Here is a 12,586-nt window from a genome sequence, read left to right on the forward strand (position 1 = left end):
CTCCGGTGTCCACCGGTCGTGGCCGACAGGCCAGAGTGAGATCCCGGCCGGAGCGTCGGGTTGCTCGACGGCCGAGATGGCGTGCTCTGAGAGGTATGCCCACCGCGCCTGGCAGGCGTGGCCAGGCCGGGTTTCGCCCGCGTTCCTTACTCTCGACTGGGATCGCGTGCCATTCGCTGAGTGCCGGTGGGTGAGGCTGCCCACCCGCTGCCCACCCCAATATTCAAGAAAACACCTGTTCAGAAGGTGTTTTTGGAGCAGTTGCCCACCTTGCCCGGTGCTGGGGGTGTATCCATAAGGGGGAAGAGTGTGTGTTCTCTGGGGGTTCCCTATTACTACTTACTTACTTTTTTCTCTTATGTAGTACCACTACTACTGGGCAAACCGGCCAATCCCGATCTAGCCCCGTGATTTCAAGGGTTTTAGCTGCCCACCCCGGGTGGGCAACACCGGGCAAACCGGGCAGTTTTCACTGGCCAACACCGTTCTCACGCCCATCTGGACACGAAACACACTGGCTGGCAGTGCCGCAGGACGACCAAGCGGAAGCAACGGTCAAGTCCCGTGGTGTGGTGTCACTCCTGTTGTTCCTTGTGGTGGGTTGAGGGTCAGGCGGTGAGGTAGAGCTCGGAGCGGTCGGGTTCGGTGTGCTCGTGGAGTGTGTGGACGAGCCTGCGCATGGAGATGTCGGAGAAGTAGCGGCGTTCGCCGTAGCTCCATTCCTCGTGCTGTTCTTGGAGAACGGCGCCGATGAGGCGGGTGACGGAGTCGCGGTTCGGGAAGATTTGGACGACGTCGGCGCGGCGTTTGATCTCCCGGTTGAGGCGCTCGATTGGGTTGTTGGACCATACTTTCTGCCAGTGTTCTCGCGGCAGCGGTGCGAACGCGATGAGGTCGGGTTCGGCGGCCTCGAGCATGGCTGCGATCTCGGGGAATGAGCCGCGGAGGCTGTCGGTGACGGCCTGGTATTGGGCGAGCACGGCCTCTGAGGTGGTTTGCGCGAAGATCGTGGAGATCAGCGCGTTGACGGGCTTGGATCGGGCCGAGCCGATCTTCTGGGTGATGTTGCGGGCGAAGTGGACGCGGCATCTTTGCCACCCGGATCCGGGCAGGATCGCCTTGACGGCGGCTTTCAGGCCGGCGTGTGCGTCACTGGTGACCAGGGTGACGCCGAGCGGGTCGGCGTCGGTGGCGACTTTCAATCCGCGGTCGCGGAGGGTGCGGAGGAACTCGGTCCAGAAGTCGGTGGTCTCCGCGTCCCCGAGTGCCATGCCGAGGATCTCCCGCAGCCCGTCGCCGCTGACGCCGGTGGCGACGACGAGGGCCTGCGACACGACGCGGCCGCGGAGGCGGACGTCGAGATAGGTGGCATCGAGGAACAGGTAGTGGAACCAGGTGTGATCGATCCGGCGGTGAAGGAACTCCTGCACCGCCTCGTCGATCTCACCGCAGATCCTCGAGACCGCGGACCGGCTGATGCCCGTGTCGTTACCGAGGGCTCGGATCAGCTGGTCGACCTTGCGGGTCGAGACGCCGTCGATCCAGGCCTGGCAGATCACCGCGTAGAGCGCCTTGTCGACGCGGCGGCGCGGGTGCAGCAGCGAGGGGAAGAACGACCCCTCCCGCAGCTTCGGGATCGCGAGGTCGACCTCCCCGGCCGGGGTCGCGAGCGTCTTCGGCCGGGGCCCGTTGCGGCGGGTCGTGCGCTCCGGGGTGCGCTCGTGCGGCGCCGCACCGATCTTCGCGGTCGCCTCCGCGTTGATCAGGTCCTGCAGGCCGGCCTGCAGCATCCGGCGGAACACATCCTGATGCGCGAGATCGGGATCGGCGAGGACTTCGCCGATCAGGGTCGTCAAGGCAGACTGGTGGTGGGTCATCGTGGGATCTCTTCTTTGCTTCTTGGCGGAAACAACTGGGCATCCCACAATGGCCCTCCTACGTCAACGACGACGAGAACCCCGCGGGAAGTGACACCACGCTATGGGACTCACCCGAAGCAACCGGCCTGGGCGAACGAGGCCCAATAGCCACTCCTGCTACGAAGCAAGAAGCACTGACTCACCCATGCTTTCGAGATCCGAGACACGGATCCGGAGCAACTTTGGTCCGAAGCGACGCGCCTCCAGATAGCCGCTCGCGATGTACCGGCGGATGCTCTTCGTTGAGACTCCAAGTCGGGCGGCCGCCTCGGCGATGCTGATGAGTTCGTCGACGTCAGGGGCAGAAGCAATCGCGACGGCTCCCTCAGAGCGGTTGCGGAGGGGCTTTCTTGTGAGCTCGAGATCCATGGTTGCTCTATGCGCGGTCACCCTAAGAGACGGGTACACCGCTGGCGCACGCGCCTTCGCGGCGCCCTGGGCCTTACAGGCAATTCCCAGGTTGAGTCGGCCGCTGAGGACGGTAATCGAGCGAAAGTCCGCCGCAACCCAAAGCGGCTACGCGAGAGTTACGCGAAGCCACCTCGAAAACACTCCCCCAGACACACAAAAACCCCCGGAAATCCGGGGGTTTTGTCTGTGCGCGATACTGGGATCGAACCAGTGACCTCTTCCGTGTCAGGGAAGCGCGCTACCGCTGCGCCAATCGCGCCCGTTGGGGCTATTCAGTTAGGCAGAGAGGTGGCGACGGGATTCGAACCCGTGTAAACGGCTTTGCAGGCCGGTGCCTAGCCTCTCGGCCACGCCACCAGGAGGTGGATTCGAACCCACATGCCGAAACTCCCGAAAGAGTCCCTGCACTCGAGCGGATGACGAGACTCGAACTCGCGACCCCAACCTTGGCAAGGTTGTGCGCTACCAACTGCGCTACATCCGCGTTGTGTTCCGGCTGACCGGGCACTTGTAAAACAATAGCCGACGAATTGCGCGGTGCCAAACCGAGCCGGGATCTCGGGTGTGTCTCCAGAAATGGTCAAGACGGCCTCACAGCGTCCGGTAGTATCGGTTGTCGACCCCTCAGGGTCTTGGGCGATTGGCGCAGTTGGTAGCGCGCTTCCTTCACACGGAAGAGGTCATCGGTTCGAGTCCGGTATCGCCCACTCTAGAAGTCATCCGTCGCGACGAATCATGTCGGCGTATCCGGACTCGTAGGACGGATGCCGCAGCTCGCCGACCCAATCGTGAAGTCGCGAACCGTCGAGGATGTGTCCGCTCGCCCGCCCTGCGCCATCGTCGAGCGGCGTCGGCACTCCCAGAAGCGCTGCGACGTAAGTGAGGACTTCTCCGAGCGGGGCAGGATGCCGGTCGACGGCGTGGAGCAGGGAAGGCGCATCCGGTGCGCGGAGCAACGCCGCGAGCGTGTCCACCAGGTCGCTCTCGTGGATGCGGTTCGTCCACCGTGCGTGATCCGCCGGTGTCTGAGCCCGGACCCGACGCAGCATGAAGTCACGACCAGGGCCGTAGATTCCGGCTGGTCGCAGGATGGTCGCGCCGAACAGTTCGGCAGCGGCGCGTTCGCCGTCGATCAGGTCCTCCGAGCGAACCGAGACCGACTCAGGCTGATCGTCCTCGGTCAGGACCCGATCCGGACCGGCCCCTTCGAACACGCCGGTGGACGAGACGAAGACCGTGCGAGCCGGTGGGTTCGGCAATGCGACTGCCAGGTTCGTGAGCGCGAGCCGATAGCTCCCGCTCGACCCGCCGGGCGGCAATGTGACGAGCATCGTATCGACCGCCGGGAGCCGGTCGAGCGGACACGACACGTCCGCCGTGACAGTCTCGACTCCAATGGGAACCTCTGCCGCGCCGCGGCTCAAGGCGAGCACGCCGTCGGCGTGCTCGAGCAGCCCCGGCGCGAGCCGACGTGCGAGCTTTCCGTACCCGACCAGCAGAGTCCGCCCGAGCGGGCGTTCACCACGGGTGCTCTCCGACATCTGCGCACCTTCCCGCGTCTCGTTACAGTCTGGGCCACCTGCCGACTCGCAGGGTCCGCCTTCAGTATCTCCGGGCGCGAGGCCACTGACAGGCGGCGAGGTTCCCGGCAGGATGGAACCATGACGGTCCATCCACTCGAATCCCGCCCCTGGCTCGGCTCCTATGCGGACGGCGTCCCCGCGGAGATCGCGGAGCCGACGCAGACCCTGCCCGAGATGATGGCGGCGAGCGTGAAGGCCTTCGGAAAGCGTCCCGCCCTCGACTTCTTCGGCGCGGAAACGAGTTACCGGGACCTCGGCGAGCAGATCGAGCGCGCGGCCGAGGGGCTGCGTCGACTCGGCGTCGCCAAAGGCGACAGGGTCGCCCTCGTGCTGCCCAACTGTCCGCAGCACGTCATCGCCTTCTATGCCGCCCTTCGCCTCGGTGCAATCGTGGTCGAGCACAATCCGATCTATACACCGCGGGAGTTGAGGCACCAGTTCGAGGACCACGGCGCGCGGATCGCGGTCGTGTGGGACAAGGCCGTCGACATGGTCGCCGGTTTTCCCTCTGACCTCGCAGTCGAGCACATCGTCAGCGTGGACATCACTGCGGCGATGCCGTTCTCGAAGCGCCTCGCTCTTCGTCTGCCCCTGGCGAAGGCGCGCACCGCCCGAGCGAAGCTGACCAGAACCCCGAAAGCGCGGCATCTCGTCCCCTGGCAGAAGCTCGTCTCGCACCGCCGTCTGTCGCGACGTGTCGCGGGGCCGACCTTGAGCGATACGGCGCTGCTGCAGTACACCAGCGGGACCACCGGCGTTCCGAAGGGCGCGATCCTCAGCCACGCGAACCTGCGCGCCAACGCGATGCAGGGGCGCGCGTGGGTACCGGGGCTCGTCGACGGCGAGGAGACGTTCTACGCCGTTCTGCCGCTGTTCCACGCCTATGGAATGACTCTGTGCCTGACCTTCGCGATGAGCATCGGCGCACGGCTCGTCCTGTTTCCGACCTTCGACCTCGGCCTGGTCACCGAAGCGGCGCGTTCGGCGCCGCCGACCTTCCTTCCCGCGGTGCCGCCGATCTACGATGCTCTCGCCCGTGCAGCCACCCGCGGGACGATCGATCTCTCGTCGGTCAGGTTCGCGATATCCGGTGCGATGAGTCTCCCGCTGGCCACGGTGCAGCGCTGGGAGGAGGCGACGGGCGGCCTTCTCGTCGAGGGCTACGGCATGACCGAATCCTCTCCCGTCGCATTGGGGAATCCGATGGGGCACACGCGTCGCCCGGGGACGGTCGGCGTGCCGTTCCCGAGCACCGAGATCCGCATCGTCGACCCCGACGATTCCCGCGTCGACCGACCGGCCGGCGAGCGAGGAGAACTGCTCATCCGGGGTCCGCAGGTTTTCCAGGGGTATTGGGATCGTCCGGGCGATACCGCAGATGCCCTGCTGCCGGACGGATGGCTCAGGACCGGAGACATCGCCGAGGTGTCGGCGGATGGGTTCGTGACCATCGTGGACCGTCTCAAGGAGCTCATCATCACCGGCGGGTTCAACGTGTCCCCCAGCGAAGTCGAGGATGCGCTCGACGCGCACCCCGACGTCGTGGCCTCCGCTGTCGTCGGACTGCCGAGGACCGGTGGCGGCGAGGAAGTCGCCGCCGCGGTCGTACTGCGCCATGGCGCTGCGCTGGACGGGGACGCGCTGCGAGACTTCTGTCGCACTCGACTCACCCCCTACAAGGTGCCCCGCCGCATCGTCGCCGTCGACGAGCTCCCCCGGTCGCTGATCGGCAAGGTGCTCCGCCGCGAGGTGCGGGAATCGCTGCTCGCCCGCATCTGACATGGGGAACTCGGCGCCAGCGCCCGACATAATGGGTCGCGAGAGCACACACCCGACGAAGGGAATATCGTGACCACATTCACCGCGTGGAAGTTCGAGAGCGTCGACGGCGCCGACAAGGCGACCGCCGTCCTGCGTGAGGCTGCCGGCGAAGGACTGATCCGGATCGAGGACTACGCCGTCATCGAATGGGAGCCGGGGGCGGATCGGCCGAACGTCAAGTACGAGCACCGCGACGAGATCCGCAGCGCCGGCTGGGGCGCCCTGCTCGGCGTGCTGATCGGCGCTCTGTTCTTCCTGCCCCTCATCGGCGCGGCCGCCGGGGCCGCGATCGGCGTGCTCGCCAAGAAGATGGATGCCGTCGGCATCACCAAGGAACAGCTCGACACGATCGGAAAGGCCGTCGTGCCTGGTACCTCGGCTCTGTTCGTCGTCAACCATGACAGCGATCGCGACCGGCTCGCCGAGCGGTTCCACGGACTGGCCGGGTCCCTCATCGCCAGCAACCTCGTCTCCGGCGAGGAAGAGGAGATCCGTCGCTCCTTCGAGGACTGACCTCGCCTACGACACGCTCCGATCCGGCGCCTCCCTCTGCATTTCGGGGAGGCGCCGGGTCGCACTGACGGCAGGAGGAGCCCCTTCAGCGACGATACCGGCCTCAGTGTCGGTCGTCGCCGCCTGCCGGCCCTGCCCTCCTCCGGCGTCCGCGTTCGCGCCTCCCGTGCTACGCGAGGGCGCCCGCTGCATCCCTGAGTCAGTCGTCTTCCCGGCTCTCGGCCTCGGGCATCCCGGGCCCTGGGCCTGGCCGAATCGCGGCGTCCGGCGCGATGTCCACCCGCGTGACGCCCTCGCCCTCGGAGACCACGACGCGGGCCTCTGCGTCCTCCTCGGTCGCATCGGGCGCACTCGTCAGCTGGTCCCGTCGCTTCTCCTCGTGCGTCATGTCGTCCGTCATGTTCGCGCCTTCCTTTCCGTCATGTGCGATCCGGCGCCCGCGGGCGCCGCCCTCGGCCAGATAGGCGAGGCGGTGCAGGGTCTCGGCGTTCCTCCAGCGCAGCACTGCTGCCGACCACGCCGCCGGCAGCAACGCGGCGGGCCCACGCACCGGTCGCTCCTGAATGCGCACCACGCATCGGGCGCCACGCGGCAGGGCCTCGATCAGCACCTCGGCCTCGCCGATCGGCCAGCCGCGCGCACGCAGCAGGGCACGCCGAGGCGGGTCCCAGTCGAGGCACACGGTCGTGTCGTCGATCAGGACCGGCCAGACGCCGAAGGAGTGGTGAAGCCGTGCATCGCGACCGGGCCAGCCGGCCTCCACGTCGCGCATCCGCGAGGCACCGACGACCCAGGACGGATAGATCCAACCATCCGCGAGGACTGCGAACACATCATCGACCGTGCAGTCCAGTTCACGGACGTTGCGGGCTCGCCCTTTCGTCCGAGCGGACTCGCCTGTCCTGTCGCCATCCATCCGACACCCTTTCGTCTGCGCCGAACGTATGACCAGCCGGTTCCAGTGGGCAGGGGGTTGCTCTTTCGCGCACGGACCAGTAGCCCGCCGCCGGAGGGCGCCGCCCGGGCCTGCTCCCAGGGTGCGGTGCTACTGTCGACGAGCCGGCATCTCGTCGGCATCAGGGAAGACTTCTTGTCGACCAACGGGCCCACTCGGTCATTTCGTTCTCCGTCGCCTCCTCTGTGTGAGCACAAGGAGACCCATGTCCACCCCGCACTTCCCTTCTTCCGTCGACCCGTCCGCGCATGACTGGGCCGCACCCATCGCACTTCCCGTCGGCAGCACTGCCGTCGTGTACTGCGAAGGTCAGTTCGGCGAGCAGGACGGCAAGACCGCCAACGGACTCGTCCGTCACTCGGAGAAGTACGACATCCTCAGCGTCATCGACAGCCGCCACGCCGGCCTCGACGCGGGGACCGTCCTGGACGGCATCCGCAATGGGATCCCCGTCCTCGGCACACTCGCTCAGGCCGTCGCGCATGCCGATCGCGTCCCTGATTACCTGATCTGCGGACTCGCGCCGGCCGACGGCCTGCTGTCCCCGACGCAGCGCGTCGTGCTCCTGGACGGCATCGCGCGCGGCATGCACATCATCAACGGTCTGCATGAGTTCCTCAACGACGACGCGGAGTTCGCCGCTGCGAGCCTGGTCGCCGGCGTCACGATCACCGACGTGCGCCGACCGCGCGACAAGAAGGATCTGCATCTCTTCTCAGGTCGCATCTTCGACGTGACGTGCCCTCGCATCGCCGTCCTCGGAACCGACGGTGCGATCGGCAAGCGCACCACGTCGACGCTGCTCGTGCAGGCGCTCAACGCCCGCGGCATCCATGCGGTCATGGTCGGCACAGGGCAGACCACGATCATCCAGGGCGGACGCTACGGCGTCGCCCTCGATGCGCTCGTACCCCAGTTCTGCTCCGGCGAGGTCGAGAATCAGGTCGTCCTGGCATTCGAGGGCGAGGACCCGGACGTCATCATCGTCGAGGGACAGGGCGCACTCAGCCATCCCGCCTATCTCACCTCGGCCCACATCCTTCGCGGCAGTCGCCCGGCGGGCGTGATCGTGCAGCACGCACCTGGGCGTCGGATGCTCGGCGACTTCCCTATGGTCGCGATGCCGACAGTCGCCTCGGAGGTGGCGCTGATCGAAGCGTTCGCCGCGACGAGAGTCATCGGCGTGACCGTCAACCATGAGAACCTCACGGACACGGAACTCGGATCGGCGATCGACGAGATCGAACTCGACCTCGGCATCCCGGCGACCGACCCTCTCACCCGGCCGCTGGACGAACTCGTCGACATGGTGGTCCGGGCCTTCCCGCACCTGGCCGAGCGTCTGGCTCCCGCCCAGCGCTGACTCGGCGCTTCAGCTCGTGCGCCACCCGTAGCGGCGCACGAGCGCCTGTGCGACGCGGTCATAGCGTGCACGGTCCAGGATCGCCGCTTCCCGGCGCATCCCTGCCTCGTGCACGCTGTACAGCTCTTCGATGTCGACCCAGGATTCGCGCCCTGCGCCGTCCCAGGCCCCAGAGCCGATCGACAGGTAGTCGCGGTGGCCATCGTGCGGCTTGCTCGTCATCCGCACCGCATACACGCGGGTATCCGACTGCCGACCGATCACGAGCACCGGCCTATCCTTGCCGCGTCCGTCGTTCTCCTCGTACGGCACCCAGGTCCAGATGATCTCCCCGGCATCCGGGGCTCCATCGCGCTCCGGGGTGTACTCGACGCGCAGTCGAGCGACGCCGAGCGGATCGATGCGGATCGTCTCGCTTCCGAGTTCCTCCCCCGGTGACGACTCGGGGACAGCAGGACGTCCCGGCACCCTGTCGGGGTTCCGGGACGTCCTGCTGGTCAGTGCATCGACCAGCAATCCGACGATCTGGGCGAAGAGGCTCTTGGTCGAACTCACCCCGTCACCCTATCGGCGCTTCAGGCATCGACGAGCGCGTAGCCCTCCTCGCCGTGCACGACCGAGTCGACACCGGCGATCTCGTCCTCGTTCGTGATGCGGAATCCGATGGTCTTCTCGATCGCGAAGCCGATGATGAAGGCCACGATGAACGAGTAGATCAGGACGCCGAGCGCGGCGATCGTCTGCACGGCGAGCTGGCGGGCGTCTCCACCGACGAACAGGCCGGTTCCGGTGGCGAAGAAGCCGAGGTACAGCGTGCCGAAGAGGCCTCCGACGAGGTGGATGCCCACGACGTCCAGCGAGTCGTCGAAGCCGAGGCGGAACTTCAGCTCGACGGCCAGCGCGCAGAGGATGCCGGCGAGAGCGCCGAGCAGCAGCGACCAGCCGGGCGTCAGGTTGGCGCAGGCCGGGGTGATCGCGACGAGACCGGCGACGGCACCGGAAGCCGCGCCGACCGACGTGGCCTTGCCGTCCTTGATGCGCTCGATCAGGATCCAGCCCAGGATCGCCGCAGCCGTGGCGCCCAGTGTGTTCAGACCGATCAGGCCGACGCCGCCCATGTCCTCCGCGAGCCACTCGGCACCGGCGTTGAAGCCGAACCAGCCGAACCACAGCAGTGCGGCACCCAGCAGGGTCAGCGGCACGTTGTGCGGCTTGAGGATGCCCTTCTGGAAGCCGATGCGCTTTCCGAGGACGATCGCCAGAGCCAGAGCCGCAGCACCTGCGTTGATGTGCACGGCGGTTCCACCGGCGTAGTCGATGACGGCGATGCCGCTGTCCTCTCCGAACAGCGTCGTGCCGAGGTTCATCACCCAGCCGCCGCCCCAGACCCATGCGGCGATCGGGAAGTAGCCGACGGTGGCGAAGACGCCGGCGAAGATCAGCCAGCTGCCGAACTTGGCGCGATCCGCGATCGCGCCGGAGATCAGCGCGACGGTGATGATCGCGAAGGTCGCTCCGTACGCCACACCGATCAGCGCGACGTTCGAACCTTCACCGGACGCGAGCGAACCGAGACCGAAGTCGGCGAACGGGTTGCCGGCGAAGTCGGTCGGTGACGCGACAGCGCTCATCGAGAAGCCGTAGAGAATCCACAGCACGGCGACGAGACCGATCGAGCCGAAGCTCATCATCATCATGCTGACGACGCTCTTCGCCTTCACGAGCCCGCCGTAGAAGAAGGCGACGCCTGGCGTCATCAGCAGGACCAGCGCCGTCGCGGTAATACCCCACGAGATGTTGCCGGGAGCATCCATAGGAAAACCTCACATCCGAAGTAATTGAGAGCTTCAGTGTGACGAGGCCCGATTTCGGAAATGCGTGGGGTTTGTTTCCGCCTGGTTACACCCGGCCGCGGTCTGTGAACATCACGTTACGTCGAGCTTCGCGCTCACGCAGAATGCGTCAGCGCGTTCAGCCGAGAGGTGGCGCGCAGGTACTTCTTGCGGTAGCCGCCGGCCAGCATCTCGTCCGAGAAAGCCGTGTCCAGCGCCCGGCCCGTCGCCACGATCGGGATCTGCGCGTCGTACACGCGATCGACGAACGCGACGAACCGCAGCGCCTCGGACTGATCCGTGAGCTCGCGCACGCCACGCAGCCCGACGAGGTCGATCCCGTCGATCAGCCGGATGTATCGCGACGGGTGCACTCGCGCGAGGTGCTGGATGAGTTCGTCGAATCCGTCGTCGGATGCCGCGCCGGCGGCCACCGCGGCATCCACACGTGCGGCGTACGCCGCCTCGTCCAGTACGACGGCGTGGCCGTCGATGGAACGCTGGCGGAAGTCGACGCCGTCGATCCGCAGCGTCTGGAAGCTGTCCGACATCTGATGGATCTCGCGCAGGAAGTCCTGGGCGGCGAATCGTCCCTCCCCCAGCGCATTCGGCGGAGTGTTCGAGGTCGCGGCCAGTCGGGTCCCCGAGGTGACCAGTTCGCCCAGCAGACGCGTCATGACCATCGTGTCGCCGGGATCGTCCAGTTCGAACTCGTCGATGCAGAGCAGGTCGGCGCCGCGGAGCAGATCGACCGTGTTCTTGTACCCGAGTGCACCGACGAGTGCGGTGTACTCGATGAACGATCCGAAGTACTTGCGTCGCGCCGGCATGGCGTGATAGATCGAAGCCAGCAGGTGCGTCTTTCCCACACCGAAGCCGCCGTCGAGATAGACGCCGGGTTTCAGCTCCGCCTCTTTCGGCGCTCGGCGGAAGAATCCGCCGCGTTTGGCGGGTGCCCCGCGCCCCGAGAAGCGCTGCAGCAGTTCCTTCGCCGATTCCTGCGACGGGTACGCGGAGTCGGCCCGATAGCTCTCGAAGGTCGCATCGTCGAACTGCGGCGGCGGGACGAGGCCGGCGAGCATCTCGGGACCCGTCACGACGGGCTGCCGTTCGGTGAGGCGCACAGTGCCGGTGCGAGGCGTCGATTCGGTCATGAGGTCCTGTGTCGGAGTCTTACGGATCGGGCGCCGGGCGCACCGAATGGATCTATCGTCGAAGGGGACGGCACAACACTACGCCGTCCACCACCAGAGCCTTCGCTCGCACACCCCCGAGGAGCGCCACCGTGACCATCGAGTTCGACACCACGTCCGAGAAGTTCGCCGAGTACGCGGAACCCGGTCGACTCGTCACGACCGAATGGCTCGCCGAGCGCCTGGGCACGGAAGGCCTCGTCGTCGTGGAATCCGACGAGGATGTGCTGCTCTACGAGACCGGGCACATCCCTGGCGCCGTCAAGGTCGACTGGCACACGGAGCTCAACGACCCCGTCGTGCGCGACTATCTCGACGGAGAGGGCTTCGCTCGACTGCTCAGCCGCAAAGGCATCTCCCGCGAAGACACGATCGTCATCTACGGTGACAAGAACAACTGGTGGGCGGCCTACGCCCTGTGGGTGTTCTCGCTGTTCGGGCACGAGGATGTGCGGCTGCTCGACGGCGGCCGCGATCGCTGGATCGCGGAGGGCCGGGAGCTGACCACGCAGCCGACGGTGCGGACTCCGACCGACTACCCCGTGGTCGAGCGCGACGACACGGTCCTGCGCGCCTACAAGGATGACGTGCTGGCGCACATCGGCAAACCGCTGATCGATGTCCGTTCGCCCGAGGAGTACAGCGGAGAGCGCACAAGCGCGCCCGCCTACCCTGAAGAGGGCGCTCTCCGCGCCGGTCACATCCCGACGGCGCAGAGCGTGCCGTGGGGACGCGCCGTGGCAGAGGACGGCGGCTTCAGGACCCGTGCCGAACTCGACGCGATCTACCGCGGCGATGCCGGGCTTCAGGACGGCGACGAGGTCGTCGCCTACTGCCGAATCGGCGAGCGTTCGAGCCACACGTGGTTCGTCCTCAAGCACCTGCTCGGCTTCGAGAACGTGCGCAACTACGACGGATCCTGGACCGAATGGGGCAGTGCCGTCCGCGTGCCGATCGCCACCGGCACCGAACCCGGTTCGCTCTGACCGTGGGAGA

At 66.6% G+C, this 12,586-nt stretch carries 11 protein-coding genes and 4 tRNA genes; 5 read left to right on the forward strand and 10 right to left on the reverse strand.

Annotated elements, in window-relative coordinates:
• Window positions 1-608 precede the first annotated feature (608 nt).
• The 5 genes from AC3ANJ_RS09750 to AC3ANJ_RS09770 form a co-directional block, all read right to left on the reverse strand.
• Window positions 609-1,877 (reverse strand): IS256 family transposase, encoded by a 1,269-nt coding sequence (locus AC3ANJ_RS09750; protein WP_488316148.1) that lies wholly within the window; start codon window positions 1,875-1,877, stop codon window positions 609-611.
• A gap of 159 nt (window positions 1,878-2,036) precedes the next feature.
• Window positions 2,037-2,288: a helix-turn-helix transcriptional regulator gene (locus AC3ANJ_RS09755; protein WP_488316149.1), complete on the reverse strand. Its 252-nt coding sequence runs from the start codon at window positions 2,286-2,288 to the stop codon at window positions 2,037-2,039.
• Between the two features lie 229 nt (window positions 2,289-2,517).
• Window positions 2,518-2,589 (reverse strand) — tRNA-Val (locus AC3ANJ_RS09760).
• Between the two features lie 27 nt (window positions 2,590-2,616).
• A tRNA-Cys gene (locus AC3ANJ_RS09765) sits at window positions 2,617-2,687 on the reverse strand.
• A gap of 54 nt (window positions 2,688-2,741) precedes the next feature.
• Window positions 2,742-2,814 (reverse strand) — tRNA-Gly (locus AC3ANJ_RS09770).
• Window positions 2,815-2,964: 150 nt separating this feature from the next.
• Between AC3ANJ_RS09770 and AC3ANJ_RS09775 the strand changes: the two genes are divergently transcribed.
• Window positions 2,965-3,037, forward strand: a tRNA-Val gene (locus tag AC3ANJ_RS09775).
• A gap of 9 nt (window positions 3,038-3,046) precedes the next feature.
• On the opposite strand, the gene AC3ANJ_RS09780 is transcribed toward AC3ANJ_RS09775, so the two are convergent.
• Window positions 3,047-3,871, reverse strand: coding sequence for a Rossmann-fold NAD(P)-binding domain-containing protein (locus tag AC3ANJ_RS09780; protein ID WP_488316150.1), 825 nt, complete (start codon window positions 3,869-3,871; stop codon window positions 3,047-3,049).
• 120 nt (window positions 3,872-3,991) lie between these two features.
• Between AC3ANJ_RS09780 and AC3ANJ_RS09785 the strand changes: the two genes are divergently transcribed.
• Entirely contained in the window at window positions 3,992-5,692 is a 1,701-nt protein-coding gene (locus tag AC3ANJ_RS09785) for a long-chain-fatty-acid--CoA ligase (RefSeq protein WP_488316151.1), read from the forward strand.
• A 69-nt stretch (window positions 5,693-5,761) separates the two neighbouring features.
• A complete protein-coding gene (locus AC3ANJ_RS09790; RefSeq protein WP_488316152.1) occupies window positions 5,762-6,247 on the forward strand; it encodes a DUF1269 domain-containing protein in 486 nt (161 codons plus the stop codon).
• A 199-nt stretch (window positions 6,248-6,446) separates the two neighbouring features.
• Here AC3ANJ_RS09790 and AC3ANJ_RS09795 read toward each other — a convergent pair whose 3' ends face one another.
• Window positions 6,447-7,163, reverse strand: coding sequence for an SRPBCC family protein (locus AC3ANJ_RS09795; protein ID WP_488316153.1), 717 nt, complete (start codon window positions 7,161-7,163; stop codon window positions 6,447-6,449).
• A 244-nt stretch (window positions 7,164-7,407) separates the two neighbouring features.
• Here AC3ANJ_RS09795 and AC3ANJ_RS09800 point away from each other — a divergent pair, with 244 nt between their 5' ends.
• Window positions 7,408-8,565 carry an N-acetyltransferase DgcN family protein gene (locus tag AC3ANJ_RS09800; RefSeq protein WP_488316154.1) on the forward strand — a complete coding sequence of 386 codons (1,158 nt, stop codon included), beginning with the start codon at window positions 7,408-7,410 and terminating at the stop codon, window positions 8,563-8,565.
• Between the two features lie 9 nt (window positions 8,566-8,574).
• On the opposite strand, the gene AC3ANJ_RS09805 is transcribed toward AC3ANJ_RS09800, so the two are convergent.
• From AC3ANJ_RS09805 to zapE, 3 genes are all read right to left on the reverse strand, one after another.
• Window positions 8,575-9,120 carry a type II toxin-antitoxin system PemK/MazF family toxin gene (locus AC3ANJ_RS09805; RefSeq protein ID WP_488316155.1) on the reverse strand — a complete coding sequence of 182 codons (546 nt, stop codon included), beginning with the start codon at window positions 9,118-9,120 and terminating at the stop codon, window positions 8,575-8,577.
• Between the two features lie 20 nt (window positions 9,121-9,140).
• Window positions 9,141-10,379 (reverse strand): ammonium transporter, encoded by a 1,239-nt coding sequence (locus AC3ANJ_RS09810; RefSeq protein ID WP_488316156.1) that lies wholly within the window; start codon window positions 10,377-10,379, stop codon window positions 9,141-9,143.
• Window positions 10,380-10,513: 134 nt separating this feature from the next.
• Window positions 10,514-11,551, reverse strand: a complete 1,038-nt coding sequence (gene zapE, locus AC3ANJ_RS09815; RefSeq protein WP_488316157.1) for a cell division protein ZapE — start codon at window positions 11,549-11,551, stop codon at window positions 10,514-10,516.
• A gap of 131 nt (window positions 11,552-11,682) precedes the next feature.
• Between zapE and AC3ANJ_RS09820 the strand changes: the two genes are divergently transcribed.
• Complete coding sequence (locus tag AC3ANJ_RS09820; RefSeq protein WP_488316158.1) at window positions 11,683-12,576, forward strand: sulfurtransferase; 894 nt, start codon at window positions 11,683-11,685, stop codon at window positions 12,574-12,576.
• Window positions 12,577-12,586: the final 10 nt, after the last annotated feature.

Source organism: Microbacterium sp. STRO-1N (assembly GCF_057748015.1).

Bases quoted from the DNA above. Each gene is read 5' to 3' on its own strand.
- zapE (WP_488316157.1), bottom strand. From the start codon at position 11,551: ATGACCGAATCGACGCCTCGCACCGGCACTGTGCGCCTCACCGAACGG.
- AC3ANJ_RS09750 (WP_488316148.1), bottom strand. From the start codon at position 1,877: ATGACCCACCACCAGTCTGCCTTGACGACCCTGATCGGCGAAGTCCTC.
- AC3ANJ_RS09810 (WP_488316156.1), bottom strand. From the start codon at position 10,379: ATGGATGCTCCCGGCAACATCTCGTGGGGTATTACCGCGACGGCGCTG.
- AC3ANJ_RS09755 (WP_488316149.1), bottom strand. From the start codon at position 2,288: ATGGATCTCGAGCTCACAAGAAAGCCCCTCCGCAACCGCTCTGAGGGA.
- AC3ANJ_RS09785 (WP_488316151.1), top strand. From the start codon at position 3,992: ATGACGGTCCATCCACTCGAATCCCGCCCCTGGCTCGGCTCCTATGCG.
- AC3ANJ_RS09795 (WP_488316153.1), bottom strand. From the start codon at position 7,163: ATGGATGGCGACAGGACAGGCGAGTCCGCTCGGACGAAAGGGCGAGCC.
- AC3ANJ_RS09800 (WP_488316154.1), top strand. From the start codon at position 7,408: ATGTCCACCCCGCACTTCCCTTCTTCCGTCGACCCGTCCGCGCATGAC.
- AC3ANJ_RS09780 (WP_488316150.1), bottom strand. From the start codon at position 3,871: ATGTCGGAGAGCACCCGTGGTGAACGCCCGCTCGGGCGGACTCTGCTG.